Origin of the sequence: Micromonospora sp. CA-259024, assembly GCF_050936255.1 — a bacterium.
In the GTDB taxonomy this organism is placed as follows: Bacteria; Actinomycetota; Actinomycetes; order Mycobacteriales; family Micromonosporaceae; genus Micromonospora.
In genome coordinates this window covers 1,938,232-1,962,018 of sequence record NZ_JBNJND010000002.1, presented here as the reverse complement: position 1 = coordinate 1,962,018, position 23,787 = coordinate 1,938,232, and the positions used below count along the sequence as shown (strand labels likewise).

Sequence of the window (23,787 nt, the reverse complement as noted above, 5' to 3'; positions counted from 1 at the left end):
GAGGAAAATGTCGACAGGCTCACCGGGCCGGCTCGCCTACGGTGGCGGCATGCACGCACGCTTCGCCCCGGTCCGGGACTGCTTCCACGACCTGCTCACCTCCGGCCGCGAGACCGGCGCCAGCCTTGCCATCAGGTACGACGGACAGCCCGTCGTCGACCTGGTCGGGGGCTCCCGGACCGGTGGTGGGCCGGGCGGCGAGCCGTGGCTGCCGGACACGCTCGCCAACGTCTACTCGGTCGGTAAGCCGGTGGCCGCGCTCTGCCTGTTGATGCTCGTCGACCGGGAGAAGGTCGACCTCGACGCGCCCGTCGACGGGTACTGGCCGGGGTTTCGCACCCCGGCCACCGTGCGTCAGGTGTTGTCGCACACCGCCGGGCTTCCGACCTTTCCGCTGCCCCGGCCGGCCAGCGCGATCGCCAACTGGGCGCTGCTCACCGGCGACCTGGCCGCCGCCGACCCGGAGTGGTCCCCGGGTTCGGTGGCCGGGGAGCACGCCTGGACGTACGGGCACCTGGTGGGCGAGCTGGTCCGCCGGGTCGACGGACGTTCGGTGGGCCGGTTCCTGGCCGAGGAGATCGCCGGTCCGTGGCAGCTCGACCTCGGCTTCGGGCTGGCCGATGCGGACCAGCGGCGCTGCGCCGAGATGCGCTACGGCGACCCGGAGTGGCCCACCCGGATGCTCGGTGAGCCGGGCTCGCTGCGGGCACGCGCGATGGGTAACCCCGCCGGTGGACAGGACCTGACCGTGCTGAACAGCCCCCTCTGGCGGGGCGCGGAGGTGCCGGCGGTCAACCTGCACGCCACCGCGTCCGGCCTGGCCCGGCTCTACGCCGGTCTGCTGGCGGGGGGCGTCCTGGACGGTGTGCGGCTGGTCAGCCCGGAGTTGGTGGCCGAGGCGACCCGGGTTCAGTACGACGGGCCGGACCTGGTGTTGGACCGCCCGGCCCAGTGGACGCTGGGCATGCAGTGGGAGTCGGACGGCAGCTGGGGCATGGGTGGCATCGGTGGCAGCAGCGCGTGGGCCGACCCCGAGCGCGGCTACACCTTCGCGTACGCCACCGCGCACCTCGCCGAGCACGACCGGGTGGACGAGCTGGTCGAGGCACTGCACTCAGTGCTCTGACGTCACCGGGTCGCAGGGTGGACCGTCGGCCCGGGAAGGGTGACCGGGGTACCGGTCGAGCTGAGCAGGGCACGTGCGGCCACCGCCATCCGTCGGCGCTGCGGCACCAGCGCCCGCCGGACGAAGACGTCGTAGCCCTGCGCCGCCACCTCGTCGAGGATGCCGCCGTAGAGCGCGTACGCGGTGCGCATGCAGGCCTGCGAGGCCGGTTCCAGCATGGTGATCCCCGGTGCGGCGGCGGCGTAGTGCGCCTGAGCACGGGTCACCTCGTACTCGATCAGCTCGCGGATCCGGGGCGTACCGCGGCCCCGGGCGCGGGCCTCGACCAGTTCGTCGCGGGTGACCCCGAACTTCGCCAGGTCCTCGTCCGGCAGGTAGGTGCGGCCCCGGTCCAGGTCCTCGGCGACGTCCCGGATGAAGTTGGTGAGTTGGAAGGCGAAGCCGAGCTGCCGTGCCGGCTCCCGCGCCGCCGCCGGGTCGGAGCTGCCCAGGATCGGCAGCATCATGGTGCCGATCACCGCGGCCGAGCCCTCCATGTAGTCGAGCAGATGGTCGTAGGTCGGGTACGCGGTGACGGTCAGGTCCATCGCCATGCTCTTCAGAAACGACGCAAAGTCGTCCCGGTCGAGATCGAAGACGGCGATCGTGTGCAGCACGGCCGGCAGCAACGGGTCGTCGACGGGCGCACCGTGCAGACCGGCCACGAACTGGTTGGCCCAGTCGTCGAGGCGGGCGGCCCGCTCGGCCGGCGGCAGGTCTTCGGTGCGATCGACGATCTCGTCGGCGTACCGGGTGAACCCGTAGAGGGCGTGCACATGCCGTCGTTTCCAAGCGGGGAGCAGCCGGGTGGCGAGATAGTAGGTGCGGCCATGACGTCGGTGCAGCTCACGGCACCGGTCATAGGCAGGGGCGAGATCAGTGTCCACCGGCCCTCCTCGTTTATCGACGCACCAATCGACGCAACTCGTAGCCTAGGGTACGCTCAGCCGCATGGCCAACGACGCGGTTGCGGGCAATGCGACCCGCCTGGCGCCGGCAGGGCCGGGCGACGGGGACGATCCGGTCCGCGCCGTGCTGGCCGCGTACACCCATGACCTGATCACGGCGGTCGACGACACCCTGACCGCCTTCCTCACGGCCGAGGTCGACTCCCTCGCCGAGATCGACCCGGCGATGGGCGGCTTCGCCGCCGCGGCGCGGGAGGCCGTCCTGTCCGGCGGCAAGCGGATCCGGTCCACGTTCGCCTACTGGGGTTGGCGCGGGGCGGTCGGCGGCACCGAGGCACTGCCGCCCGTGCTGCCCGCGCTGGCCGCACTGGAGTTGCTGCACACCTTCGCGCTGGTGCACGACGACGTGATGGACGCGTCCACCACCCGCCGCGGCCGGCCCACCGCCCACGTCGCACTCGCCGAACAGCACATCGCCGCGGGCCACCGAGGTGATCCCGGCCGATTCGGCGAGGCCGTCGCCGTGCTCATCGGCGACCTCTGCATGGTCTGGGCCGACCGGTTGCTGGCCCAGGCCACGGTGCCCTCGGCCCGGCTGTTCGAGGTCCGCCGCTGCTACGACCAGATGCGGGTGGAGACGGTCGCCGGGCAGTACCTCGACGTGCTCGGCGACAACGACCCGGGCAACTGGTCGGTCGAGCAGGCACTGCGGGTGGCCCGCTACAAGACCGCCAGCTACACCGTCCAGCGACCACTGCTCTTCGGCGCCGGTCTGGCCGGGATGCCCGCCGATGCTCCGCTGGTCTCCGCGTACACCCGCTACGGCCTGGCCGTCGGCGAGGCGTTCCAGCTCTGCGACGACCTGCTCGGCGTCTACGGTGACCCGGCCGCCACCGGCAAGCCGGTCGGTGACGACCTCCGCAGCGGCAAACCGACCACACTGCTCATGCTGGCCCGGGAATTGGCCACGCCAGCCCAGCTCACGGCGCTGGAACGGGCCGGCGACGGACCGGTCTACCGGCTCGCCGAACTGGTCGCCGAGACCGGCGCGGTGGCGCGGGTGGAGCGGATGATCGCTGAGCGGGTGGGTGACGCGCTGGCCGCGCTCGACGCCGCACCCGTGGACCGGACGGCACGGACCGCGCTGACCGGGCTGGCCACCGCCGCTACCAACCGGCGGGCCTGATGAGCGACTTTCTGGAGGAGGTGGTCAGGTGCGGACGGTGACAGGACGGACGGACCGGGTGGTGGTCGTCGGTGCCGGGCTGGGTGGGCTCGCCTGTGCGCTGCACCTGGCGGGCAGCGGCCGACAGGTGACCGTGCTGGAGCGCAAGCCGGTGCCCGGCGGGCGAGCGGGCCGGCTCGCCGTGGACGGCTACGAGTTCGACACCGGCCCGACCGTGCTCACCATGCCCGACCTGATCGCCGAGGCGCTCGGCGCGGTCGGTGAGGAGTTGCGCGACTGGCTCGACCTGACCCCGCTCGACCCCGCCTACCGGGCGTACTACCCGGACGGCTCGACCCTCGACGTGCTCACCGACACCACCCGGATGGCGGCCGAGATCTCCCGGGTCTGCGGTCCACGCGAGGCGGACGGATACCTGCGCTTCGTCGACTACGCGCGGGAGCTGTGGCGCCTGGAGCGGGCCGACTTCATCGAGCGCAACCTGGACGCGCCGACCGACCTGATCACCGGCAACCTGCTCAAGCTGCTCACCGGCGGAGCCTTCCGCCGTCTCCAGACGAAGATCAATCAGTTCTTCCGGGACCCCCGTACCCAGCGGATCTTCTCCTTCCAGGCCATGTACGCCGGCCTCGCGCCGCATGACGCGCTGGCCATCTACGCGGTCATCGCGTACCTCGACTCGGTGGCCGGGGTCTACTTCCCGCGCGGCGGCATCCACGCGGTGTCCAAGGCGATGGCCGGCGCGGCCGAGAAGCACGGCGTGCAGATCCGATACGACACCACGGTGACCCGGGTGGAGACCGCGAACGGCCGGGCCACCGGCGTGCTCACCGCCGACGGCGAACTGGTGCCGGCGGACGTGGTGGTGCTCAACCCCGACCTGCCGGTCGCCTACCGGGACCTGCTCCCCGCCGCCCCGCGGCGCCGGCTCACCTACTCGCCGTCCTGCGTCGTTCTGCACGTCGGCTCCCGACAGGCATATGCGAAGATCGCCCACCACAACATCCACTTCGGACGCGCATGGAAGGGCACCTTCGATGAGGTCATCCGGCGGGGCGAGCTGATGACCGACCCCTCGCTGCTGGTCACCAACCCGAGCCGGACCGACCCCTCGGTGGCCCCACCGGACCGGCACACCTACTACGTCCTCGCACCGGTGCCCAACCTCGACCGGGCCCCGTTCGAGTGGCGCGGAGACCTGACCCAGCGCTACAGCGACCAGCTCATCGGCACCCTGGAGGAGCGCGGCTACGTCGGCTTCGGCGCCGGGGTCGAGGTGCTGCAGGCCATCACCCCCGCGGAGTGGGCGGAGCAGGGAATGGCCGCCGGCACTCCGTTCGCCTCCGCGCACACCCTCTTCCAGACCGGCCCGTTCCGCCCGTCGAACCTGCACCGCGACCTGTCGAACGTGGTCTTCGTCGGCTCCGGCACCCAGCCCGGCGTCGGCGTACCGATGGTGCTGATCTCCGGCAAGCTCGCCGCCGGCCGGATCACCGGAGAGGGCCGATGAGCAGCCGCGAGGAGCACCTCGTCGAGTTGGTCGACGAGACCGGCAAGGCCCACGGCGAGACGACCGTCGCGGCCGCACACCAGCCCCCGGGGCGGCTGCACCGTGCCTTCTCGGTGCTGCTGGTGGACCCGGACGGCCAGGTGCTGCTCCAGCGGCGGGCCGCCGTCAAGACCCGGTTCCCGCTGCGCTGGGCCAACTCCTGCTGCGGCCACCCCCGCCCAGGCGAGTCGCTCGCGGAGGCGGCCAACCGGCGGCTGCACGAGGAGTTGGGCGCGGGCCCGGTCGAGCTGACCGAGGTCGGCGTCTACATGTACTACGCCGAGGACCCGGCGACCGGTCGGGTCGAATTCGAGTACGACCACGTGCTGCGCGGCGAGTTCCTGCCCACGGCCCCGCTACTGCCGGACCCGGACGAGGTGGCCGAGTTGCGGTGGGCCGATCCCGCCGCGCTGGAGACCGAGCTGGGCCTCGACCCCCGGTCGTACGCGCCCTGGCTGGGCGGGGTGGTGAACCGGCTGCTGCGCCCCACGGGGCCGACGTCCGGCGCATCCGGCCCGGCGGTGACCCCGCCCGGATCGTCGGCGGATGACACGGCGGAGTGGTCGGGTGGCCGATGAGGCGCTGAGCGCGGGCGCCGTCGCACGCCGGCTCGGGGTCGCGGTGACGACCCTGCGTACCTGGCACCAGCGCTACGGGCTCGGGCCCAGCGAGCACATCCCCGGTCACCACCGTCGCTACACGCCGGCCGACCTGGCCCGTCTCGAGATCATGCGACGGCTCACCGCCGAGGGGGTGAGCCCGGCCGAGGCCGCCCGTTGGGCCCGCCAGGCACCGGATCCGATGCCGACCGGCACCGTCGCCGAGAGCCGGATCCGCCGCCCACCCGGCCGTGACGGTGGCGGCACCATCCCGGTGGGCCGCGCCGGCCCGGCGGCCCGTGGGTTGGCGCGGGCCGCGATGCGACTGGACGCGGCGGCGATCAGCGAGACGATCGCGCACGCCCTGGCTGCTGGCGGGGTCGTCGCGACCTGGGAGGGCCTGCTCCGCCCGGTGCTCGCCGGCATCGGCGAGCGTCACGCCGCCACGGCCGGCCTGATCGAGGTGGAGCACCTGGTGTCCCGCTGCGTGTCGGAGGCTCTCGCGGCGGCCAGTCGGGCCAAGGCTCCCACCGGGCCGGCCCGGATTCTGCTCTCCTGCGCGGACGAGGAGCAGCACACCCTGCCGTTGGAGGCGTTGGCGGCGACTCTCGCGGAGGCCGGGGTCAGTTACCGGATGCTCGGCGCCCGGGTGCCGGTGGCCGCCCTCGTCGAGGCGGTCAACCGGACCGGGCCGGCCGCCGTGGTGCTCTGGTCGCACACCCGGGCCACCGCCGACCCGGCCCAGCTCAGCGCGCTGCTCGCGGCACCCCGCCGTCCGTTGCTGGTGCTCGCCGCCGGCCCCGGCTGGCACGCCGACACGCTGCCCGCCGGGGTGGTGCGGCCGGCCGACCTGGCCGAGGCGGTCTCGCTCGCCGTCGCGGTCCGCGACTCCCTGGACCGGTCGAGGGGTGACTGATCGCACTGTCGTCCGCTGACGACGTGAACTAGCGTCGGGTGGTCCGCCTACCCCGACCCCTCCGGGAGCGAACAGATGCAAGCCCGCGCCGTCGTGGCGTCCGTCCTCGCCATGGCGCTGGTCTTGTCCGGCTGCGCCCAGCCGGACCACACCATCGCACCCGCCGGCGCGCCGCAGCCGGTGGAGTCGCCCACGTCGCCCACCCCTGCCCCACCGCCGCATCCCACCGTCACCAAGCCACCGAAGCCGCCGCTGCGGCCGCTGCCGGCCAAGCTTCCCGCCGGCCTGCGGCGCAACACCGGCGTACGCCCGGTGGCCCTGACCTTCGACGACGGGCCCAGCCCGGCCTGGACGCCCAAGGTCCTCGACCAACTGCGGGCCGCCAAGGTGACCGCCACCTTCTGCGTCGTCGGTCAGGAGGTGCAGCGCCACCCGGAGTTGGTCCGCCGGATCGTCCGCGAGGGACACCAGCTCTGCAACCACAGCTGGCGGCACGACCTCGACCTGGCCCGGCGACCTGTCGCCGAGATCCAGGCCGACCTGGCCCGGACCAACAAGGCCATCCGGACGGCGGCTCCCGGCGCGAAGGTGTCCTTCTACCGGCAGCCGGGCGGTCGGTGGACGCCGGAGGTGCTGGGGGTGGCGAAGGGACTCGGCATGCGTCCCCTGCACTGGTCCGTCGACCCGCAGGACTGGGACAAGCCGAACGCCGCCACGATCGGCAAACGAATCCACACCGCCGCCCGTCCCGGCGCCATCGTGCTGCTGCACGACGGGGGTGGCAACCGGGCCGCGACGCTCGCCGCCTGCCCGCACCTGATCGCCGACCTGAAACAGCGCTTCGGCATCACCCAACTCCGCTAAACCGGCTTTGACCTGCGGTTATGCGCCGACCCAGGCCCTTGCCGATACCGATTTTGTCGACCGACCAGGCATCACGTATGCTTTCCAAGCCTCCGGCGGGGCCGGATGGGAGCAAGTCCGCTTGAAGTTGCGAGTGTGCAATGATGGCGGGGCCGCCCTCATCGTCTAGCGGCCCAGGACGCCGCCCTTTCAAGGCGGTAGCACGGGTTCGAATCCCGTTGGGGGCACGACCGGCGCAAGCCGGAGCAATACAAGCTAGGTCCTGTGGAGCAGTTGGAGTGCTCGCCGCCCTGTCAAGGCGGAGGTCGCGGGTTCAAGTCCCGTCAGGACCGCAGCGCCGACGCCGCGCCTCGCGCGGCGTTCTGCGTATCGGAGCATGTCGCCTTGGCGCCGGTTCGTCCGGCTGGCGGGTAACATGAGCCGAGCGGCACGGCCAGGTAGCTCAGTTGGTACGAGCGTCCGACTGAAAATCGGAAGGTCGGCGGTTCGACCCCGCCCCTGGCCACATAGCCTTTCGCCGGGCTACAGAGGTCCCCACCAGCGGAAACGCAGGTGGGGATCTTGCTTTTTCTGGCCCTGACGCGCTGTTTCTTCCCAATTCGCTGCGGCAAGTCCTGTCCTGCCCCTGCTGTCCGCCGTGACGGTCTGGCGGCACCGGCAGGCGTACAACACTTAGCCCTTGCGCTAAGTATCTGCTCAGAGCAATACTTAGCCGCATGGCACAGTATGCAGCGGAGCTCGACGGCGTATTCGTCGCGCTCGCCGATCCGACTCGGCGTGCTGTCGTCCGTCGCCTTGGCCTCGGGCCCACGAGCGTCGGCGATCTCGCCCGCGAGTTCCCGATGACCCTCCCCTCGTTCATGAAGCACGTGCGGACGCTCGAGTCGACCGGGTTGATCCACACCGTCAAGTCCGGCCGGGTGCGCACCTGTGTGCTCAACCGCGAGCGTCTCGTCCTTGTCGACGACTGGCTCGCGGAGCAGCACCGGATCTGGGATGAGCGCACCGACCGCCTGGAGCAGTTCGTCACCAATCTCAAGGAGAACCAGCAGTGAACCCGGACCTCGACCTCAGCCTGGAGCGGGTCATCCGCGCCCCTCGGACAACCGTGTGGAGCGCGTGGACCGACGCCTCCCGCCTCGAACAGTGGTGGGTGCCCGCTCCGGCCGTGTGTCGTGTCGACCGCCTGGAGGCCCGGCCGGGCGGCGCGTTCGTGACGCGGCTGAGTGACGACGGAACCACGTTCGTTCCGCACATGAACGCGTGCTTCCTTGTCGTCGACGATTTTGAGCGAATCGTGTTCACGAACGCCATCGACAGTGAGTGGCGCCCCACGAGCCCGGCACCGGTGCTGATGACCGCCGAGATCACGCTGCACGATCATCCAGAGGGCACGAGATACCAGGTCGTCGTCCGCCACGGCGATCCCGCCGCCCGCGCTCGCCATGAGGAGCTCGGCTTCTCCGACGGCTGGACGTCGGTCACCGAACAGCTCGCCGGGTTCGCCGAGAGCGTGGCCCCGCGATGAAGATCACCGTTACGGAGTTCATCACGCTCGATGGGGTCAGTCAGGGGCCAGGCTCGGCCACCGAGGACACGAGCGACGGCTTCACGAAAGGCGGCTGGCTGGTCCCCTATATGGACCAGCTGTTCATCCAGCGCGCCTCCGATTGGCTCGACCTCGCCGACGGCCTGCTGCTCGGGCGCCGGACGTACGAGGCGTTCGCGCGCGACTGGCCGCAGATCACCGCGCCGGACGATCCCTTCACCGGCCGGATGAATTCGCTGCCGAAGTACGTCGTGTCGAACACTCTGATCGCGGGGAGCTGGCACCCCACGACCGTGCTGCGGGGCGACCCGGTCCAGACGGTCAGGGCACTGAAGGCGGAGCCGGGGCGGGAACTCCAGATCCACGGGAGCGCACTTCTGGGCAACTCGCTGCTGTCGGCGGGCCTGGTCGACACACTGCGGCTCGTCGTCGCCCCCACGGTCATCGGGTCCGGGCGCCGACTGCTCGCCCACCCGAGTGAGTCTGTCGGCCTCCTGCTGATGCATCAGGAGGCGACGGCGAAGGGTCTACTCCTCCTCGAATACGAAGCCGTCGGCGACGCACCCAGCGGAGAGTACGAGGGGGTCGCCGCTTTCCTGTAGACGCTTCCCACGTATCTGACCACTCCCTGAGCCCTGCTTGCCATCGCTTGCTGCACGCTGGCCGTACATCCGCCGTCCCCGAGACGTTTTCGTGTGCTGCCTACACTGCCGCGATGGACAGAAGGCCTGGTGAGATCGTCGAGACCATCGGAACTCTGGGTGCGGTGATCGGCGGCGGGATCTTCGCCGTTGGCCTGGCTGGCGGAAGCTACGACGGCGAACTCCTTGCCGCGGGTGCGCTCCTGGTGATCGCGGGCCTGTTGCTACGCATCGAGGCTGCGGTCTCGGGGAGCGGCAGAAGGGGATCGGGCTTCTGACGGACGCGGGCCCCTTGCTTTCTGCCGCCCCTGAGCACGGTCAACAGCGCCCAACCATCGCCATACCCGGCTATCATCGCCACATGACGATCGTTCTCGCTCCGGCTGCCGCGCTGTTCCGGTCCCTCGGTGACCCGACCCGGCTGGCCATCCTGCGCCGGGTCGCGTCCGGCGAGGTTCGCGTGGTGGACGTGACCGGCGAACTGGGGCTGGCACAGTCGACGGTGTCGAAGCACCTGGCATGTCTGCGGGACTGCGGTCTGATCGACTATCGGGTCGTGGGCCGCCAGTCGTTCTACTCCCTGACCCGGCCGGAACTACTCGACCTCCTGCGCTCGGCGGAACAGGTTCTGGCCGCCACGGGCGCAGCGGTCGCGCTGTGCCCGACCTACGGCACTCCGGCCGACGCCTCGCCGGCGTCGGGCGCATGAGCGCCGCACTGCTGGCCCCCGAGCGTCGGGCGGTGCTCGCCCGGCGCAGCCTCTGGCTGGCCTACGCCACCGCCGGCTACAACCTGATCGAGGGCCTGGTCGCGATCGCCGCTGGCGCGGCGGCGTCCTCCGCGGCGCTGATCGGCTTCGGCCTCGACTCGTTCGTCGAGGTGTCCAGCGCGGCCGTACTGATCTGGCAGTTCCGCGCTCGGGTTCCCGAGGACCGCGAACGGCTGGCGCTCCGCCTCATCGGCGCATCGTTCTTCGCCCTCGCGGCATGGGTGGTTTTCGATGCCGCTCGCTCGCTGCTGTCCGGTGGCGACGCCGACGCCAGCCCGGTCGGCATCGGCCTCGCCGCCGCGTCACTGCTCGTGATGCCCCTGCTCGTACGGGCCAAGCGGCGCACCGGGCGGGAACTCGGCTCGGCGACCGTCATGGCCGACTCGACACAGACCATGCTCTGCACCTACCTGTCAGCGGTGCTGCTCGTCGGCCTGGTCCTCAACGCCGCCTGGGGCTGGTCGTGGGCCGACCCGGTCGCCGCACTCGTCATCGCCGGGGTCGCGGTCAAGGAAGGCATCGAAGCCTGGCGCGGTGAACACTGCGACGACTGCGCACCCCTGCCCGCCGCCGGCATCGCCGGCGACGGATCTCCGGGCTGCGCCGATGGCTGCTGCACCGACCGGAAGGCGTGATCACGACGCCCAGGCGGGGCATCCCGTCGGTGACGACTCAGCAACCCAGTGTCCGGAACCGGGCACCTCGTGAAGCTGCGCACCCGGGCATCAGCCGGTATGGTCCGGGCCTATGGGACAGGAATTGACTGATCCGGCCGACATCCGGCAGGACGGCGACCGGTTCTCCTTACGGTGCAGCCTCCTGGTCCCGGGCTCCGCTGAGCACGCGTTCGCGGTCTTCACCGACGAGCTGACCGACTGGTGGGTCACCGAGTACACCTGGTCCGGCCCCGATGCTCTCGCCGAGCTGGGCATGGAGCCGCGGGCCGGCGGCATGCTCTACGAGATCGGCCCGTACGGCTTTCGCGCCGACTGGGGCCGGGTGCTCACCTGGGACCCACCGCGGCGGCTGGTCTTCGTCTGGCAGATCGGCCCCGACCGGGCACCGGTGCCGGACCCGGCCCGGGCAAGCGAGGTCGAGGTGCTGTTCCATGCCGAGGGACCGGAGCGCACCCGGGTCGAGCTGGAGCATCGGCACTTCGACCGGCATGGCGAGGCTGCCGAGGGATATCGCAAGGCGCTCACCGCCGGCTGGCACGAGCTGCTCACCCGCTATGTCGCCACGGTGTCGCGCCGCCCCACCACGTCTGCCTGACGAGCCCGCCGAATCACCGGCCGAGCCGCCGATCAGCAGCGAAGCCGCCACCGAGGTCCCGACCACCCAGGTTCGCGCGTTGGCCCGCCTCGGCTCCCGAGCCGAAGCCGGTGCCGCCCAGCCGGCGCGGTGGTGCGGTGCGTAGCCGCGGATATTCCTCGGCGAGCCGTCGCTGCACCCGATCGGACCGGTCGGCCAGCACCAGTGCCACCGATGAGGTGCCCGACTCGCTGGCCGCCGCCGTCTCGGCCGCCCAGAGCCGACCTCCGATCACCTGCGCGAAACCGGCCAGCCAGGACCGGCGGAAGGCGGCGGGATGGTCGTCGGCGGGCACCGCGGTGGCGGCCAGGCCGTGTGCGGCCTGCACGAGCAGTGAGGTGAAGAGCAGGTCGACCCGTTCCAGGTCGCTGGCGAAGCCGAACAGGTGCAGCGCGAAGCCGTTGCTCTGCTGGCGGCGTACGCAGCGGCAGCGCAGGGGTTCGGCGACCGCGGCGAGCAGGCCGACCTTGTCGCGGGCGTACGGAGCGACGATGGCCAGCACCCGGTCGCCGACCGGGTCGGTGGTCGGGTCACGGGCGGCGAGCAGCGCCCGGTCCACGCCGTAGCGGGCGATCAGCTCGGTCGCCTTGGCCGTGAACGCGGCGGACTCGGCGGGCGTGCAGGCCGGGTCCTCGGCCTGAGCCAACAGCTTGCGAACCTTGCTGAGCATGGCCTCGGACATGCCTACAGAGCTACCACACGGGCCGGACAGCATCGGGGCCGCGCCACCATTGATCGATCCACATCATCGTCACGGTCAGATGATCAGTCCAACACGGACGGTCAGTTCCGCACCACGACCCGCTGTCGCGACATCAAGGTCCGCAACGCCGGCGTGTACGCCACCGAGGCGTGCGTGATCTTCGTCGACAAGACGGACGCCTGCAACTACTGGACCTACCTACCGACCAACTCGGGCTGGATCACGGTGGCGACCAACGTCCGGGACGGGGTCAACTTCCGGGTCCGCTTCGAGAACCTGCGGTACGAGTACGAGCCGCTGATCGCGTACCACGCGTTCTGAGTGACCCGCGCGGTCGCGGCGTCCGCCCCCCGACGGACGCCGTGACCCGGCCGCGTGTCACCCGGCTCGGCTGCGCAGGGTGGCGATCGTCGAGCCGGCCAGCGTGAGCAGGCAGTCGGGGAGCAGCCCATCGGCCGCCGCGGCGCCGAACAGCGCCTCCCCGGTCGGTTCGTCCCGGTTGGCGCACGCGCTCACGAAGCGGGCCACCCAGCGGGTGTCGTAGCCGGCCTGATCGATCCCTGGGAAGTCCAGCGTTGCTCCGCTGGCCGCCGGCGTGTCACCGAGCATCGTCGCGGCCAGGCACCAGGCGACCCCGTACGCGCCGCTCAGGCCGGCCCGGTCGACGACCGCGTCGAACGCTCCCACCACCGCCTCTCCATCCCCGATGAGCGCCGAGTGGAGCACGGCGGCCGCGTCGTCGAACGTCTGCTGTGGTAGGTCCGTCACGCAGCGCACAGTAGGACGGGCGGTCAAGACCCCTTTCGATGGTCACTGTCCGTGTTCAACGCGAGCGACCTGCGCATTACGCCACCTCCACGGTCCCGCCGCCGGCCTCGGCACGCTAATGTGCGCAGCGGACCTTCGCCGGAGGAAGGACGACCATGCTCGTATCACGCCGTTCGCGGGTGGCCTCACTGGCTGCCTGCGCGACGATCCTGCTCGCCACAAGCGCCTGCGGGGATGACAAGCCCGAAGAGGCAAGCGCCCAACAGGTGCGCCTCTACGGCACGGACGGCAACATGCTCAACTCCTATCCTGCGGAGTTGAAGGAACGTGCAAGTCTCGTCGACGGGATGAAGGGGACCACGCCGCTCACCCCGCTGCCGGACGACTTCAAGAGCCGGCTACGGGCTGTCGATCCAGCGCTGACGGACTACCTCTATTCCGCCGAGACGTACGACGCGGTGGTGATCGCCGTGCTCGCCGCCCAGTTGGCGGGGAGCACCGACCCGGCTGCCATCGCGAAGCAGATCGTCGGTGTGACCAACGACGGGCAGCGCTGCGAGGACCCGGCCACCTGCCTCGCGCTGGCCCGCAACGGACAGGACATCGAGTACCGCAGCGTGTCGCTGACCCGGGCGGGCTTCACCGACAAGGGTGAGCCGGCCACCGCGAGCTACGCCACGCTGACCTTCGACGGGCAGCAGATCAACGACGGCAAGACCGAGTTCGTCGGGGCCGGCAACGAGTCGGCGGCGAGCACCAAGACGCCGCCGAAGCCGAAGAAGCAGCGCCCGGGCGCAAACCCCGACCAGAAGCCGCTGATCCTGGGTGGCCTGCTGCCGAAAACCGGTGACCTGGCGATCGCCTACCCGCCGATGGCCGCTGGCGCCACGTTGGCGATCAAGGAGATCAACGCCGCTGGCGGCGCGCTGGGCAAGCCGGTGACCTGGATTGACGGTGACGACGGCACCAGCCCGACGGTGGCCAAGGCGACGGTGGCCAAGCACGTGACGGACGGGGTCAGCGTGATCATCGGCGCTGGCGGCTCGGGCATCTCCCGGGAGGTGCTGCCGGACGTGGTACAGGCCGGGAAGATCCTCTTCTCGCCGTCCAACACCGACAGCGGCCTGACCGACGTGGAGGACAAGGGCCTCTACTTCCGCACCGCCCCGCCGGACAGCCTGCAGGGCCGGGCCCTGGCCGACGTGATCCTCCGCGACGGGTCGCAGAAGATCGTCATCGTCGCCCGCAAGGACTCTTACGGTGAGGGCCTTCAGGCCACCGTCCGTGACGAGCTGGAGAAGGCCGGCATCGGCGGCGACCGGCTGAAGCTGATGACCTACGAGCCGCCGGCCGATGCCAAGGCACCCCCGGTCGACTTCGGCGACGGCGCGAAGGAGATCAAGAGCTTCGGCGCGGACGCCGTGCTGATCATCGGCTTCGGCGAGTCCGCCCAGGTGATTCGCGGCTTGGCCGACGCCGGGGTGCAGATCCGGCAGTAAGCACGACAGCGGACCACGACGGCCGCACCGGCATTCCGCCGGTGCGGCCGTTTCGGTGCGGGAGTCACCGCGTTCGGCGGCGCTCCAGGAACTCGGTCATCCGCCGGTGCTTCTCCTCGTCCTCGAAGAGCACCGCCTGGCTGACCAGATCGAGCTGTGGGTGCGCGGCGGCGGGCGCGTCCACCGCCAACTTGGTCAGCCGCAGCGCGAGCGGCGAGCCCAGGGCGATCTCGTCCAACAGCTCGTGTGCCACCGTCAGCAGATCGTCGGGCCTGTCCACCACCCGGTTCACCAGACCGATCCGCAGTGCCTCCGCGGCGTCCACCCGCCGGCCGGTGAAGAGCAGCTCCTTGGCCCGGCCCTCGCCGATCAACGCGGGCAGCCGGTGGGTCGCGCCGGCACCGGCCAGGATGCCCAACCGCACCTCGGGCTGGCCGAAGACCGCCCGCGCCGTGCACACCCGCAGATCGCAGGCGTACGCCAGCTCCGCGCCGCCGCCCAGGGCCGGGCCGTCGACGGCGGCCACGGTCGGCATCGGGAGCGCCCGGATCCGGGCGAAGGCGGCGGAGTTGATCGCGGCGAGGGCGTCCGTGCGGCCCCGTTCCCGGAGCTGACCGATGTCGGCGCCACCGGCGAAGATGCCCGCCGCGCCACCGGTGAGCAGCAGGAGCCGGGGGCGCGCCTCCAACTCGGCGCAGACCTGGTGCAGCTCGGCGATCAGGTCGGCGTCGATGGCGTTGCGCTTCTCCGGCCGGTCCAGGGTGACGACCAGCCGGCCCGGCCGCTCTTCGATCCGGAGCCCCGTCACTGCTTCGCACCGCCGTCCCACCGGTAGAAGCCGTGCCCCGACTTCTTACCCAGCCGCCCCTCGGCCACCATCTCCAGGAGCAGCGGCGGCGGCGCGAAACGGTCTCCGTACGCGGCCTGGAGGGTGCGGGCGATGTCCAGCCGCACGTCGAGGCCGACCAGGTCGGTGAGCTCCAGCGGCCCGATCGGGTGCCGGTAGCCCAGCACCATCGCCTTGTCGATGTCGGCCGGGCTGGCCACCCCGTCGGCAACCATCCGGATCGCCTCCAGCCCGAGGGTGACCCCGAGCCGGGAGGTGGCGAAGCCGGGCAGGTCGCGTACGACGACGGGGTCCTTGCCCAACCGGCCGGCGAGCGCGACGGCCGCGGCGGTGGTCTCCTCGGCGGTGGCCGGGCCGACCACGATCTCCAGCAGCGCCATCGCCCAGACCGGATTGAAGAAGTGCAGGCCGAGGAAACGCTCGGGCGCGTCCAGCCCGGCGGCCAGCTCGCCGATGGCGATGCTGGAGGTGTTGCTGCCCAGCAGCGCCGGGCGCAGCGCGGCGGCGTCGCGCAGCACCGCCCGCTTCAGGTCGAGCCGCTCCGGCACCGCCTCCACGATCACCTCGGGGGTGGGGGCAACCTCGGCGAGCGTTGGGCTCAGCGTCACCCGCTGCCGGTTCGCGGCGGCCTCGTCGGCACTCAGCTTCCCGCGCTGCACCGCCCGCTCCCACAGGTCGGCGAGCCGGTTCAGCGCGCCCGCACCCCGGTCGGGGTCCACCTCGACCAACTCGACGGCGTGCCCGGCTCCGGCCGCCACGTACGCGATGCCGAGCCCCATCGTGCCGGCACCGACGACCACGAAACGATCGCTCATCACGCCTCCCTGTCCCGCCCACCGGCACGCGGGGTCCCCGCCACACCGGCCCGGGTGTTGCGCCCGCTCCGCTCGCTCATGGTGCGACCCTAGACAGCTCGTCGACCCCCACGATGCGTGGGGGAACGCGGGATCGGGTAATGACGGCCCGTCAACCGAGGGAAGGACCGCACCGACATGAGCCAGGCACCGGAGAGCGTCACCGACGGGGAGACCGTGGAGACGCGGGGCGACGAGCGGGTCGAGCTGCTGCGCGCCGACACCAACAACGACGGCCAGACCGACGTGTGGGTGGTGGACACCGACGGCGACGGCAAGGCTGACCTGTTCCAGTTCGACACCGACGGTGACGGCAAGGTGGACATCACCATGGTCGACATCGACGAGGACGGCACCCCGGACGAGGTGGTCGACGGCGACGGCGGCCTTCCGCCCGAGCAGCTCCCCCCGACCGTCCAGGTCTGAGCTGTGCGGAAGGGACCCTTGTCGTCGCCTGGTGCATGACCGGGTCCCTTCCGTACCTCAGCCGGCGAGGCGCAGGGTGGCCAGGTAGTAGGGGGCGTCCCGGTCGTCCACATCGGTCAGCCGCCAGCCGGTGCCGTGCACCAGTGCGGCGAACTCGTCCGCCGAGCAGACCAGGTAGTCGAACCACTCGGTGCCCAGCTCCCGGTAGCGCAGCCGGAGCCGGAGTTGGCCGCCGAGCCGGCCCCGACGGCGATTGCGCTCGTGGTAACCGGTGTGCAGCGGGTCGCGGGTGCCGTACGGGTCGGTGCCGTGCGCGATGATCTGCGCCCCCGGTCGGGCCAGCGCGGCGAGCGCGGCCAGGAACCGGGGGGCACGCTCCCGACCCTCGAACAGTCCGAGATTGTTACCGAGCAGCAGGAAGGTGTCGTACCGCTGACCGTCGGCCACGTGCGTGTCGACGGTGCCGTGCACCAGCCGGCGGACACCGCGACGCCGGCTCACCGCCAGCGCGCCCGCGGAGGTGTCCAGCCCGGTGACCGGTACGCCGCGCTCCTGGAGCAGCAGCGCGATCCGTCCGGCACCGGTGCCGATGTCCAGCGTCTCGCCGCGGACCCGGTCCACCGCCCGGTGGTCGTACGGCTGCCAGTCCGCCGGCCCGTCCAGGTAGTGCGCGGCCGGCGCGCCGTTGATCAGACCGTCGTCCCGCTCGATGATTTCGATGACCGGCCGAGGCAGCCGACCGCCGACCAGTGGTCGGGGGCCCACCCCGGTGGCCACGGCGAGCGTGTCCCGCAGCAGTTCGCCGATCACGTCACCGATTAGAGGCTCTCCCGTCACGACGTTCACGCTATCCGGCCACTCAGTGGCCCGCAGCGGTCGTATCCTGGCGGCGTGACCACGCTGGACCGGCTGTCGGCCGAGAAATACATCCTGCTCACGACCTTCCGCAAGGACGGTCGGGCGGTGCCGACCCCGGTCTGGGCGGTACGCGACGGCGAGGCGTTGGCGGTCTGGACCCGAGCGGACTCGGGAAAGGTGAAGCGGATCCGCCACAACGGAGACGTGACTGTGGCGCCGTGCGACGTGCGGGGCCGACCCCACGGGGCGGAGCTACCCGCCCACGCGACGATCTGCGGTAACGGCGACACCGGTCGGATCCGTGACCTGCTCAAGCACAAGTACCGCCTGATCGGCCGGCTGAGCCTGCTGGGCAGCCGGCTGCGCCGCGGCGAGGGTGGCACGGTCGGCATCCGGGTGACGTTGGCCGAGGCGCAGCGCTGAGACGGGCCGACGTCGGGCCCGGCGGACATGGAAAGGGGCGGCGGATCGAGATCCACCGCCCCTGACCGGAAAAACTGCTGCCGGCTCAGTCGCCCTGCCGCTGCTGCGGGATCTGGCCCTGCAACAGCGCCCTGACCTCCGACTCGCGGTACCGACGGTGGCCACCCAGGGTGCGGATGGCGCTGAGCTTGCCAGCCTTGGCCCACCGGGTCACCGTCTTCGGGTCGACACGGAACATCGACGCCACCTCGGCCGGTGTGAGTAGCGGCTCTGGTTCGTGCGTTCGCGATGCCATCGGTCACTCCTCCACGTGTATAGACATCGGCCGGGGTCCCGCCGGCCGACGCGTCTCCCATGGTCCGGCTAGTCCCCGATGTCCGACATGGGCCGAACGGATGAAGGTCCCTAGACGGACGGATGAACCATGCCCGATTTTTACGACTTTTACATGGCAGAAAGTACCTTATTCGGACTCATGATCACGGTTCGTGATGCGTCAACTACGAGCACAACTCACCTTGGGAGCGTTCCTCGGGTGATATGCCCTAGTTGCACCGCTCCAACAACTGCACCGCGCGCCACCGGGCCACCAGCTTGTCGTACGCGGCGGACGCCTCCTCGGCCTCACCGCGCGACAGCCCCGCGAGGCCGCCGGCGACCAGCTCGGGTGAGTCGTCCGCGGCCAGCGTCTCGTCGGAGAGCAGGTCGACCAGGCCGCCATAGTCCAGCTCCACCACCGACCGCGGATGGAACTCCTCCAGCCAGCGCGCCGCCTCCTCCACCGCCTCGGTGATCGGGGCCTCGCCCACCGACTTGCGCAGCACCGACAGCGCCCGCGACGACCGGCGGCGGGCCTTGGAGATCTCGGTGCGGTAGCGCAGCGCCCGCCGGCCCGGCTGGCTGACCAGGTCCCGCTCCGCCGGGTCGAAGAGCACGAACCAGCGCAGCGGCACCCCCCAGGTGGCGATCTGCTCGTGCACCCGGGGCACCCCGTGCTCCAGCACCCGGGCTCCACTGCGCCAGTCGTCGACCACCGCCCTGGCCTGCCCGGCGAGCACCGGCGGCACGAAGGCGTCGGCGAGCACCGAGGGCACCCCGTCCCGGGCGCTGAGAGCCGCCTCAGCGACCCGGATCCGCAGGTTCCAGGGGCAGACCAGCAGGCTGTCGTCCGTCTCCAGGACGTACGCCTCCTCCGGCAGGTCCGGCAGTCGGGTCCAGCCGGCGCCCAGCGCCTCGATCACCGCCGTCCGCTGCCGACCGGGCCCCTCGACCGGGGCTACCGCCCGGCCTTCGGAGACGTAGCGGCGCCAGTAGGTCTGCCGGTCCCGATCGAAGGCGGTCAGCGGCTCGTACACGCGCAGGTAAGAAGCGAAGAGCGACGGCACGGCGCGATCCTCCCACGAACCGCACGCGAACGCGGTCAGCGGCCGGACCACGCGCGCCGCAACGTGGGACGGCGGCCGGCACGTCGAGCACCCTCACGGCGGCCGATACTAGGCTCGATCACACCGGCAGCATCCCCGCCGGGGTCCAGCAGGTCCGCGTCCCACAAGGGCGCACACCACTCCAGGAGCAGTCATGGGCGTATTCGCGAGCACCGACGACCCGGCATCGACCGGTCACGAACAGATCGTGTTCTGCCAGGACAAGCAGAGCGGGCTGAAGGCGATCATCGGGATCTACTCCACCGCGCTGGGGCCGGCGCTCGGTGGCACCCGCTTCTACCCGTACGACAGCGAGGACGACGCGCTCGCCGACGTGCTCGACCTGTCCCGCGGGATGGCGTACAAGAACGCGCTCGCCGGGCTGGACCTGGGTGGTGGCAAGGCCGTCATCTGGGGCGACCCGGAGCAGATCAAGAGCGAGGCGTTGCTGCGCGCGTACGGTCGCTTCGTGGAGTCGCTGGGCGGTCGCTACTACACCGCCTGCGATGTCGGCACGTACGTGGCGGACATGGACGTCGTGGCGCGCGAGACCCGGTACGTGACCGGCCGCAGCGTGGAGCACGGCGGCGCCGGCGACTCGTCGATCCTGACCGCCTGGGGCGTCTTCCAGGGCATGCGGGCCGCCGCCGAGCACGTCTGGGGCACCCCGAGCCTGCGTGGCCGGCGGGTGGGCGTGGCCGGCCTGGGCAAGGTCGGCAAGTACCTCACCGGGCATCTGCTGGACGACGGCGCCGAGGTCGTCGCCACCGACGTCAACCCGAAGGCGTTGGCGTGGGTCCGCACCAACTACCCGCAGGTCAGCGTGGTGGACGACGCCAGTGCGCTGATCGCCTCGGACATCGACGTGTACGCCCCGTGCGCTCTGGGTGGCGCGTTGAACGACGACACCGTGCCGGCGCTGCGCGCGAAGGTGGTGGCCGGGGCGGCGAACAACCAGCTCGCCCACCCGGGCATCGAGAAGCTGCTGGCCGACCGGGGCATCCTCTACACCCCGGACTACGTGGTCAACGCCGGTGGCGTGATCCAGGTCGCCGACGAGATCGAGGGCTTCAACTTCGACCGCGCGAAGCTGCGGGCGACCCGGATCTACGACACCACCCGCGAGATCCTGCGCCTCGCGGACGCTGAGGGCGTGCCGCCGGCGGTAGCTGCGGACCGGCTGGCGGAGCGGCGGATGGCGGACGTCGGCCGGCTGCGCGCGATCCACCTGCGCTGAGCGTTGCCGGAGGCGGATCGGATCGACGGGATCCGCCTCCGGGCCTCCTTTGCCGGCCTGGGCTCGGTAAGCTGAGGCAGGATCAAGTTTGATGCGGTTTGTCCGGTGTCACGGGTGCTAACCGTTCCGCTCCTTACCCGGTACACTGGGTGACGGCCGGATCGACGCGACGCGCAGAGCCGGCTGACGGTAACCCGAGGTGCCGAACGGTGGCATCCCCATGTACCGTAAGAGCCACGAGAGATGCCTGACGTCATCGGGGCCCGCCTTCGGGCTGCCCCGCATTCTGTGCGAGGGGGTCGAGCCATGGGGCGCGGCCGTGCTAAGGCCAAGCAGACAAAGGTGGCCCGGGAGTTGAAGTACCACTCCCCGAACACCGACCTCACCGCCTTGCAGCGCGAACTGGCGGGTGCTGGTAAGTCTGAGCACCACTTCGACGACGACTCTAAAGAGTTCGTCGACGACGATGATGAGGATCACGCGGACGACGACCCGGATCCCTGGGTCCGTCCGACCCGCTGACCTCTCGACGCAGCTGAGCACGCGGTGACCCCCGCGTGCTCAAGCACGTCCCCTGCGGGTGTAGGTGCCGACGATCAGGGGCCTGGCGCGACCGGAGCCACTCCGGTCGCTCGACAGGCCCCTGATCACGGCTAGCCTCAACGCGGGCGGTTGTTCCAGTTGTAGAACGTCGGGATGTTCTCGAAGTGGTTCCAGGCGCAGACCGCGCCGGCGCCGTCCCCGCCCGACACCTCCGAGCGCAGCCGTCTTGCGTCCTCGGCCTCCTGCAGCAGCGCGACGAGCGCAGGAGCCGCCTCCCGCACCCGCTCGGCGACTCCGTCATCCGCTTCGCGCTCAGGCCGCCGGTGACTGGTGGTCTCGGGCATGCTCCAACACTCCCTCCAATAGGCGGATCTTGCTGTTGCGGCAGTGCTCGGTCTCCGTGCCGTCGAAACGCCCCAGCTCGAAGTAACGGTTGGCGGCATGGCCGCCCCCGCAGAAGCCGAAGTATGGGCAGGACGCCCGACACGCCTCCACCCCAGCCAGGAACTCCCCCACCCACGGCGTCGCCGCCGCACCGGTAAGGATCTCCGCCAGCGGGGTCGTCAGCACGTTGCCGCTGCTGAAGTCGCCGTAGCGGGGGTCGGTGAAGCCGGCCAACTCCGGGGAGAGGACGGTCACCGAGCCGTCGTGACCGACCGTCGGGATCGGGTCCAGTTTGCGGGGCAGCACCCCGTCCGCCGAGTTGTCGAGCACCGCCGCGGCGTAGCGCAGCGACCACTCGATCTCGCGCAGGTGAATCCGGGGCTCACGGCGCCAGGCCGCGACCAACTCGGCCCAGAACGCGGTAACCGCCGACGGGTCGTGGCGGTTGTCGCGGGTGTTGACCCCCTCGGTCTCCTCGATGTTGATGCCCAACACGTCGCAGCCAAGCTCGAGGAAGTAGTCATACAACTCGGTGGCGAGCCCCGACTCAGGCCGCGACACCACGGCCAGCGCGGAGAAGGCCAGGCCGCGACGGCGCAGCACGGTGACGCCGCGCAGAATCCGGTCGTACGCCGGCTGGCCGCTCCGATTGACCCGGTCGCCGTTACGCGCCCGCGGCCCGTCGACGCTCACGCTCACCCGCATCTCATGCCGGGCGAAGAAGTCGCACCAGTCGTCGTCGATCAGGGTGGCGTTGGTCTGCACGTGGTGCTCGACCTCAGGCCCGAACGGCGCGATCAGGGCGGCGAGATGCTCCCGACCGGCCGCCAACGGCTCGCCGCCGTGCCACACCACCGAGAACCGGCCGGCCGCCGCCCAGGGGTTGACCGCCGCCGCCACCGCCTCGGCCACCGACACCGGCATCCGCCGGTCGACCGCACGGAACGGCAGGTAGCAGTACGCGCAGTCGAGGTTGCAGAGGGTGGTGGGCTGCATGACAACGTACGACGGGACGGCGGCAAGACCGCGCATCCCGCTGAACGACTGTCCCCGAGCAGCCATCGCCCTCCTCCGCCTAGCCTGAGCCCTTCAGGCTAGGCGGCATTGGCCACTCGGGTGAAGCCCTGATCAGGTGCCCGTACGATCACCAGAGCGTGATCATCCCCGGGTGTGCTGACCAACCATCTGCACGTTGCCGGTGCCCTCGATGATCTCGCCGGCCTGCCACGCCTCGACCCCACGGCCGGTCAGCGTGGCCAGCGCCCGGTCGGCGTCCTCGGCCGAGACGATCGCGAACATGCCGACGCCCATGTTGAAGGTCGACTCCATGTCCTGGTCGTCGATCCGACCCTTCGACTGGATCAGGTCGAAGATCGGCTGCGGCTTCCAGGTGGACCGGTTGACCACCGCGTCGACGTGCTCCGGCAGCACCCGGACCAGGTTGCCGGGGATGCCGCCGCCGGTGATGTGGGACAGCGCCCGCACCTCGGCCTCGGCGATCAGCTTGAGGCAGTCCTTGGCGTAGATCTTGGTCGGGGTGAGCAGCTCCTCACCGAGGGTCCGCTGCCGACCGAAGTCGTCGATCACGATGTCCAGGCGCATCCGGGCCGCGCCGAGCAGCACGTGCCGGACCAGCGAGTAGCCGTTGGAGTGCAGCCCGGACGAGCGCATGGCGATCACCACGTCGCCCACCTCGACCCGCTCGGGGCTGAGAATGTCGGCCTCCTCGACCACCCCGACACCGGTCGCGGAGATGTCGTACTCGTCCGGGCGGAGCACGCCGGGGTGCTCCGCGGTCTCCCCGCCGAGCAGCGCACAGCCGGCGTACCGGCAGCCGTCGGCGATGCCCGCGCCGATCTCGGCGACCTTGTCCGGCACGACCTCGCCGGTGGCGATGTAGTCGAGCAGGAACAGCGGCTCGGCACCGCAGGCCACCAGGTCGTCGACGACCATCGCGACCAGGTCGATGCCGACCGTGTCGTGAATGTCCATCTGTTGGGCGATCACCAGCTTGGTGCCCACCCCGTCGGTGGACGACGCCAGGATCGGGCTCTTGTACTTCTTCGTGTCCAGCCGGAACAGGCCGGCAAACCCGCCGAGGTCACCCAGCACCTCGGGGCGGCGGGTCTGACGCACCTTCGACTTGAGCAGTTCCACCGCGCGGTCGCCCGCGTCGATGGAGACCCCGGCGTCGGCGTACGAGACCGAGCGTTTGCGCGCCTGACGGCCGGCACCGCCCGTCCAGGGCTGGTGGTCGCCGCCGGCGCCGGTCGGGCTGCTTCCTGCGCCGCTGCGCTCGGACACGTGCGTCACGGTTCTCCCCTTTGGTTCTCGGTGCCGCGCCGGCGGTGGCCGGGCCGCGCC

30 protein-coding genes and 3 tRNA genes are annotated in these 23,787 nt (G+C 71.0%); 22 read left to right on the top strand and 11 right to left on the bottom strand.

The annotated features are described in order from the left end of the window. The first annotated feature begins 49 nt into the window (after positions 1-49). Positions 50-1,126: a serine hydrolase domain-containing protein gene (locus tag ACQEUX_RS28685; RefSeq protein WP_433054846.1), complete on the top strand. Its 1,077-nt coding sequence runs from the start codon at positions 50-52 to the stop codon at positions 1,124-1,126. 2 nt (positions 1,127-1,128) lie between these two features. Here ACQEUX_RS28685 and ACQEUX_RS28680 read toward each other — a convergent pair whose 3' ends face one another. Continuing rightward, positions 1,129-2,052 (bottom strand): phytoene/squalene synthase family protein, encoded by a 924-nt coding sequence (locus ACQEUX_RS28680; protein ID WP_433054843.1) that lies wholly within the window; start codon positions 2,050-2,052, stop codon positions 1,129-1,131. Between the two features lie 64 nt (positions 2,053-2,116). Between ACQEUX_RS28680 and ACQEUX_RS28675 the strand changes: the two genes are divergently transcribed. The 15 genes from ACQEUX_RS28675 (at position 2,117) to ACQEUX_RS28605 (ending at position 11,418) form a co-directional block, all read left to right on the top strand. Beyond that, on the top strand, positions 2,117-3,259 hold the full coding sequence (locus ACQEUX_RS28675) for a polyprenyl synthetase family protein (RefSeq protein WP_433054840.1): 1,143 nt from the start codon (positions 2,117-2,119) through the stop codon (positions 3,257-3,259). A gap of 28 nt (positions 3,260-3,287) precedes the next feature. Further along, positions 3,288-4,769, top strand: coding sequence for a phytoene desaturase family protein (gene crtI / locus ACQEUX_RS28670; protein ID WP_433054837.1), 1,482 nt, complete (start codon positions 3,288-3,290; stop codon positions 4,767-4,769). Next, the gene (gene idi, locus ACQEUX_RS28665) at positions 4,766-5,386 is read left to right on the top strand and encodes an isopentenyl-diphosphate Delta-isomerase (RefSeq protein WP_433054834.1); all 621 of its coding nucleotides are present in this window, start codon (positions 4,766-4,768) and stop codon (positions 5,384-5,386) included. Before crtI ends, idi begins: the two co-directional genes overlap by 4 nt. Then, a complete protein-coding gene (locus tag ACQEUX_RS28660; RefSeq protein WP_433057201.1) occupies positions 5,376-6,323 on the top strand; it encodes a MerR family transcriptional regulator in 948 nt (315 codons plus the stop codon). Before idi ends, ACQEUX_RS28660 begins: the two co-directional genes overlap by 11 nt. Before the next feature lie 75 nt (positions 6,324-6,398). Continuing rightward, entirely contained in the window at positions 6,399-7,187 is a 789-nt protein-coding gene (locus ACQEUX_RS28655; RefSeq protein ID WP_433054831.1) for a polysaccharide deacetylase family protein, read from the top strand. Positions 7,188-7,341: 154 nt separating this feature from the next. Next, positions 7,342-7,414: transfer RNA gene (locus ACQEUX_RS28650), tRNA-Glu, on the top strand. A 31-nt stretch (positions 7,415-7,445) separates the two neighbouring features. Further along, positions 7,446-7,519 (top strand) — tRNA-Asp (locus ACQEUX_RS28645). 99 nt (positions 7,520-7,618) lie between these two features. Further along, a tRNA-Phe gene (locus tag ACQEUX_RS28640) sits at positions 7,619-7,692 on the top strand. Positions 7,693-7,903: 211 nt separating this feature from the next. After that, complete coding sequence (locus ACQEUX_RS28635) at positions 7,904-8,242, top strand: ArsR/SmtB family transcription factor (protein WP_433054828.1); 339 nt, start codon at positions 7,904-7,906, stop codon at positions 8,240-8,242. Further along, the gene (locus ACQEUX_RS28630) at positions 8,239-8,715 is read left to right on the top strand and encodes an SRPBCC domain-containing protein (protein ID WP_433054825.1); all 477 of its coding nucleotides are present in this window, start codon (positions 8,239-8,241) and stop codon (positions 8,713-8,715) included. Before ACQEUX_RS28635 ends, ACQEUX_RS28630 begins: the two co-directional genes overlap by 4 nt. Further along, positions 8,712-9,338 carry a dihydrofolate reductase family protein gene (locus ACQEUX_RS28625; RefSeq protein WP_433054822.1) on the top strand — a complete coding sequence of 209 codons (627 nt, stop codon included), beginning with the start codon at positions 8,712-8,714 and terminating at the stop codon, positions 9,336-9,338. The genes ACQEUX_RS28630 and ACQEUX_RS28625 overlap by 4 nt, the downstream gene beginning before the upstream one ends. A gap of 113 nt (positions 9,339-9,451) precedes the next feature. Then, complete coding sequence (locus ACQEUX_RS28620; protein WP_433054819.1) at positions 9,452-9,655, top strand: hypothetical protein; 204 nt, start codon at positions 9,452-9,454, stop codon at positions 9,653-9,655. Positions 9,656-9,738: 83 nt separating this feature from the next. After that, positions 9,739-10,086, top strand: a complete 348-nt coding sequence (locus ACQEUX_RS28615) for an ArsR/SmtB family transcription factor (RefSeq protein WP_433054816.1) — start codon at positions 9,739-9,741, stop codon at positions 10,084-10,086. Then, positions 10,083-10,781, top strand: coding sequence for a cation diffusion facilitator family transporter (locus tag ACQEUX_RS28610; RefSeq protein ID WP_433054813.1), 699 nt, complete (start codon positions 10,083-10,085; stop codon positions 10,779-10,781). The genes ACQEUX_RS28615 and ACQEUX_RS28610 overlap by 4 nt, the downstream gene beginning before the upstream one ends. 112 nt (positions 10,782-10,893) lie before the next feature. Beyond that, on the top strand, positions 10,894-11,418 hold the full coding sequence (locus ACQEUX_RS28605; RefSeq protein ID WP_433054810.1) for an SRPBCC family protein: 525 nt from the start codon (positions 10,894-10,896) through the stop codon (positions 11,416-11,418). 13 nt (positions 11,419-11,431) lie between these two features. On the opposite strand, the gene ACQEUX_RS28600 is transcribed toward ACQEUX_RS28605, so the two are convergent. Next, positions 11,432-12,139: a DUF2786 domain-containing protein gene (locus tag ACQEUX_RS28600; RefSeq protein ID WP_433054807.1), complete on the bottom strand. Its 708-nt coding sequence runs from the start codon at positions 12,137-12,139 to the stop codon at positions 11,432-11,434. Between the two features lie 153 nt (positions 12,140-12,292). On the opposite strand from ACQEUX_RS28600, the gene ACQEUX_RS28595 reads away from it, so the two are divergent. Further along, positions 12,293-12,481: a hypothetical protein gene (locus ACQEUX_RS28595; RefSeq protein ID WP_433054804.1), complete on the top strand. Its 189-nt coding sequence runs from the start codon at positions 12,293-12,295 to the stop codon at positions 12,479-12,481. 57 nt (positions 12,482-12,538) lie between these two features. On the opposite strand, the gene ACQEUX_RS28590 is transcribed toward ACQEUX_RS28595, so the two are convergent. Then, positions 12,539-12,928, bottom strand: coding sequence for a hypothetical protein (locus ACQEUX_RS28590; RefSeq protein WP_433054801.1), 390 nt, complete (start codon positions 12,926-12,928; stop codon positions 12,539-12,541). Positions 12,929-13,083: 155 nt separating this feature from the next. Here ACQEUX_RS28590 and ACQEUX_RS28585 point away from each other — a divergent pair, with 155 nt between their 5' ends. Beyond that, positions 13,084-14,427, top strand: coding sequence for an ABC transporter substrate-binding protein (locus tag ACQEUX_RS28585; RefSeq protein ID WP_433054798.1), 1,344 nt, complete (start codon positions 13,084-13,086; stop codon positions 14,425-14,427). Between the two features lie 64 nt (positions 14,428-14,491). Here the strand turns inward: ACQEUX_RS28585 and ACQEUX_RS28580 are convergent, their stop codons facing one another. Together ACQEUX_RS28580 and ACQEUX_RS28575 are read right to left on the bottom strand one after the other, a co-directional pair. Continuing rightward, on the bottom strand, positions 14,492-15,235 hold the full coding sequence (locus ACQEUX_RS28580) for an enoyl-CoA hydratase/isomerase family protein (protein ID WP_433054795.1): 744 nt from the start codon (positions 15,233-15,235) through the stop codon (positions 14,492-14,494). After that, on the bottom strand, positions 15,232-16,089 hold the full coding sequence (locus ACQEUX_RS28575) for a 3-hydroxyacyl-CoA dehydrogenase family protein (RefSeq protein WP_433054792.1): 858 nt from the start codon (positions 16,087-16,089) through the stop codon (positions 15,232-15,234). The genes ACQEUX_RS28580 and ACQEUX_RS28575 overlap by 4 nt, the downstream gene beginning before the upstream one ends. 177 nt (positions 16,090-16,266) lie before the next feature. Here ACQEUX_RS28575 and ACQEUX_RS28570 point away from each other — a divergent pair, with 177 nt between their 5' ends. Continuing rightward, complete coding sequence (locus ACQEUX_RS28570; RefSeq protein WP_433054789.1) at positions 16,267-16,554, top strand: hypothetical protein; 288 nt, start codon at positions 16,267-16,269, stop codon at positions 16,552-16,554. Between the two features lie 57 nt (positions 16,555-16,611). Here ACQEUX_RS28570 and ACQEUX_RS28565 read toward each other — a convergent pair whose 3' ends face one another. After that, positions 16,612-17,391: a class I SAM-dependent methyltransferase gene (locus ACQEUX_RS28565; protein WP_433054786.1), complete on the bottom strand. Its 780-nt coding sequence runs from the start codon at positions 17,389-17,391 to the stop codon at positions 16,612-16,614. Between the two features lie 54 nt (positions 17,392-17,445). Here ACQEUX_RS28565 and ACQEUX_RS28560 point away from each other — a divergent pair, with 54 nt between their 5' ends. Next, positions 17,446-17,835, top strand: a complete 390-nt coding sequence (locus tag ACQEUX_RS28560; protein ID WP_433054783.1) for a PPOX class F420-dependent oxidoreductase — start codon at positions 17,446-17,448, stop codon at positions 17,833-17,835. 85 nt (positions 17,836-17,920) lie between these two features. Here the strand turns inward: ACQEUX_RS28560 and ACQEUX_RS28555 are convergent, their stop codons facing one another. Both ACQEUX_RS28555 and ACQEUX_RS28550 read right to left on the bottom strand, forming a co-directional pair. After that, positions 17,921-18,130 carry a BldC family transcriptional regulator gene (locus ACQEUX_RS28555; RefSeq protein WP_007073996.1) on the bottom strand — a complete coding sequence of 70 codons (210 nt, stop codon included), beginning with the start codon at positions 18,128-18,130 and terminating at the stop codon, positions 17,921-17,923. Positions 18,131-18,380: 250 nt separating this feature from the next. Further along, positions 18,381-19,220, bottom strand: coding sequence for a hypothetical protein (locus ACQEUX_RS28550; protein WP_433054780.1), 840 nt, complete (start codon positions 19,218-19,220; stop codon positions 18,381-18,383). Between the two features lie 193 nt (positions 19,221-19,413). Between ACQEUX_RS28550 and ACQEUX_RS28545 the strand changes: the two genes are divergently transcribed. Then, positions 19,414-20,496 (top strand): Glu/Leu/Phe/Val family dehydrogenase, encoded by a 1,083-nt coding sequence (locus ACQEUX_RS28545; RefSeq protein ID WP_433054777.1) that lies wholly within the window; start codon positions 19,414-19,416, stop codon positions 20,494-20,496. 306 nt (positions 20,497-20,802) lie between these two features. Continuing rightward, positions 20,803-21,018 carry a DUF3073 domain-containing protein gene (locus tag ACQEUX_RS28540; RefSeq protein ID WP_030332207.1) on the top strand — a complete coding sequence of 72 codons (216 nt, stop codon included), beginning with the start codon at positions 20,803-20,805 and terminating at the stop codon, positions 21,016-21,018. A 137-nt stretch (positions 21,019-21,155) separates the two neighbouring features. Here the strand turns inward: ACQEUX_RS28540 and amcA are convergent, their stop codons facing one another. The 3 genes from amcA to purM all read right to left on the bottom strand — a co-directional run bounded on the left by amcA (position 21,156) and on the right by purM (position 23,736). Beyond that, positions 21,156-21,383, bottom strand: a complete 228-nt coding sequence (gene amcA, locus ACQEUX_RS28535) for a multiple cyclophane-containing RiPP AmcA (RefSeq protein ID WP_433054774.1) — start codon at positions 21,381-21,383, stop codon at positions 21,156-21,158. Continuing rightward, complete coding sequence (gene amcB, locus ACQEUX_RS28530) at positions 21,352-22,455, bottom strand: cyclophane-forming radical SAM peptide maturase AmcB (RefSeq protein WP_433057199.1); 1,104 nt, start codon at positions 22,453-22,455, stop codon at positions 21,352-21,354. Before amcB ends, amcA begins: the two co-directional genes overlap by 32 nt. A 126-nt stretch (positions 22,456-22,581) precedes the next feature. Then, positions 22,582-23,736 (bottom strand): phosphoribosylformylglycinamidine cyclo-ligase, encoded by a 1,155-nt coding sequence (gene purM / locus ACQEUX_RS28525; protein WP_433054771.1) that lies wholly within the window; start codon positions 23,734-23,736, stop codon positions 22,582-22,584. Between the last annotated feature and the right edge of the window lie 51 nt (positions 23,737-23,787).

Bases quoted from the DNA above. Each gene is read 5' to 3' on its own strand.
- ACQEUX_RS28685 (WP_433054846.1), top strand. From the start codon at position 50: ATGCACGCACGCTTCGCCCCGGTCCGGGACTGCTTCCACGACCTGCTC.
- ACQEUX_RS28675 (WP_433054840.1), top strand. From the start codon at position 2,117: ATGGCCAACGACGCGGTTGCGGGCAATGCGACCCGCCTGGCGCCGGCA.
- idi (WP_433054834.1), top strand. From the start codon at position 4,766: ATGAGCAGCCGCGAGGAGCACCTCGTCGAGTTGGTCGACGAGACCGGC.
- ACQEUX_RS28655 (WP_433054831.1), top strand. From the start codon at position 6,399: ATGCAAGCCCGCGCCGTCGTGGCGTCCGTCCTCGCCATGGCGCTGGTC.
- ACQEUX_RS28635 (WP_433054828.1), top strand. From the start codon at position 7,904: ATGGCACAGTATGCAGCGGAGCTCGACGGCGTATTCGTCGCGCTCGCC.
- ACQEUX_RS28625 (WP_433054822.1), top strand. From the start codon at position 8,712: ATGAAGATCACCGTTACGGAGTTCATCACGCTCGATGGGGTCAGTCAG.
- ACQEUX_RS28620 (WP_433054819.1), top strand. From the start codon at position 9,452: ATGGACAGAAGGCCTGGTGAGATCGTCGAGACCATCGGAACTCTGGGT.
- ACQEUX_RS28615 (WP_433054816.1), top strand. From the start codon at position 9,739: ATGACGATCGTTCTCGCTCCGGCTGCCGCGCTGTTCCGGTCCCTCGGT.
- ACQEUX_RS28610 (WP_433054813.1), top strand. From the start codon at position 10,083: ATGAGCGCCGCACTGCTGGCCCCCGAGCGTCGGGCGGTGCTCGCCCGG.
- ACQEUX_RS28605 (WP_433054810.1), top strand. From the start codon at position 10,894: ATGGGACAGGAATTGACTGATCCGGCCGACATCCGGCAGGACGGCGAC.
- ACQEUX_RS28600 (WP_433054807.1), bottom strand. From the start codon at position 12,139: ATGTCCGAGGCCATGCTCAGCAAGGTTCGCAAGCTGTTGGCTCAGGCC.
- ACQEUX_RS28585 (WP_433054798.1), top strand. From the start codon at position 13,084: ATGCTCGTATCACGCCGTTCGCGGGTGGCCTCACTGGCTGCCTGCGCG.
- ACQEUX_RS28575 (WP_433054792.1), bottom strand. From the start codon at position 16,089: ATGAGCGATCGTTTCGTGGTCGTCGGTGCCGGCACGATGGGGCTCGGC.
- ACQEUX_RS28570 (WP_433054789.1), top strand. From the start codon at position 16,267: ATGAGCCAGGCACCGGAGAGCGTCACCGACGGGGAGACCGTGGAGACG.
- ACQEUX_RS28555 (WP_007073996.1), bottom strand. From the start codon at position 18,130: ATGGCATCGCGAACGCACGAACCAGAGCCGCTACTCACACCGGCCGAG.
- ACQEUX_RS28545 (WP_433054777.1), top strand. From the start codon at position 19,414: ATGGGCGTATTCGCGAGCACCGACGACCCGGCATCGACCGGTCACGAA.
- ACQEUX_RS28540 (WP_030332207.1), top strand. From the start codon at position 20,803: ATGGGGCGCGGCCGTGCTAAGGCCAAGCAGACAAAGGTGGCCCGGGAG.
- amcA (WP_433054774.1), bottom strand. From the start codon at position 21,383: ATGCCCGAGACCACCAGTCACCGGCGGCCTGAGCGCGAAGCGGATGAC.
- amcB (WP_433057199.1), bottom strand. From the start codon at position 22,455: ATGCGCGGTCTTGCCGCCGTCCCGTCGTACGTTGTCATGCAGCCCACC.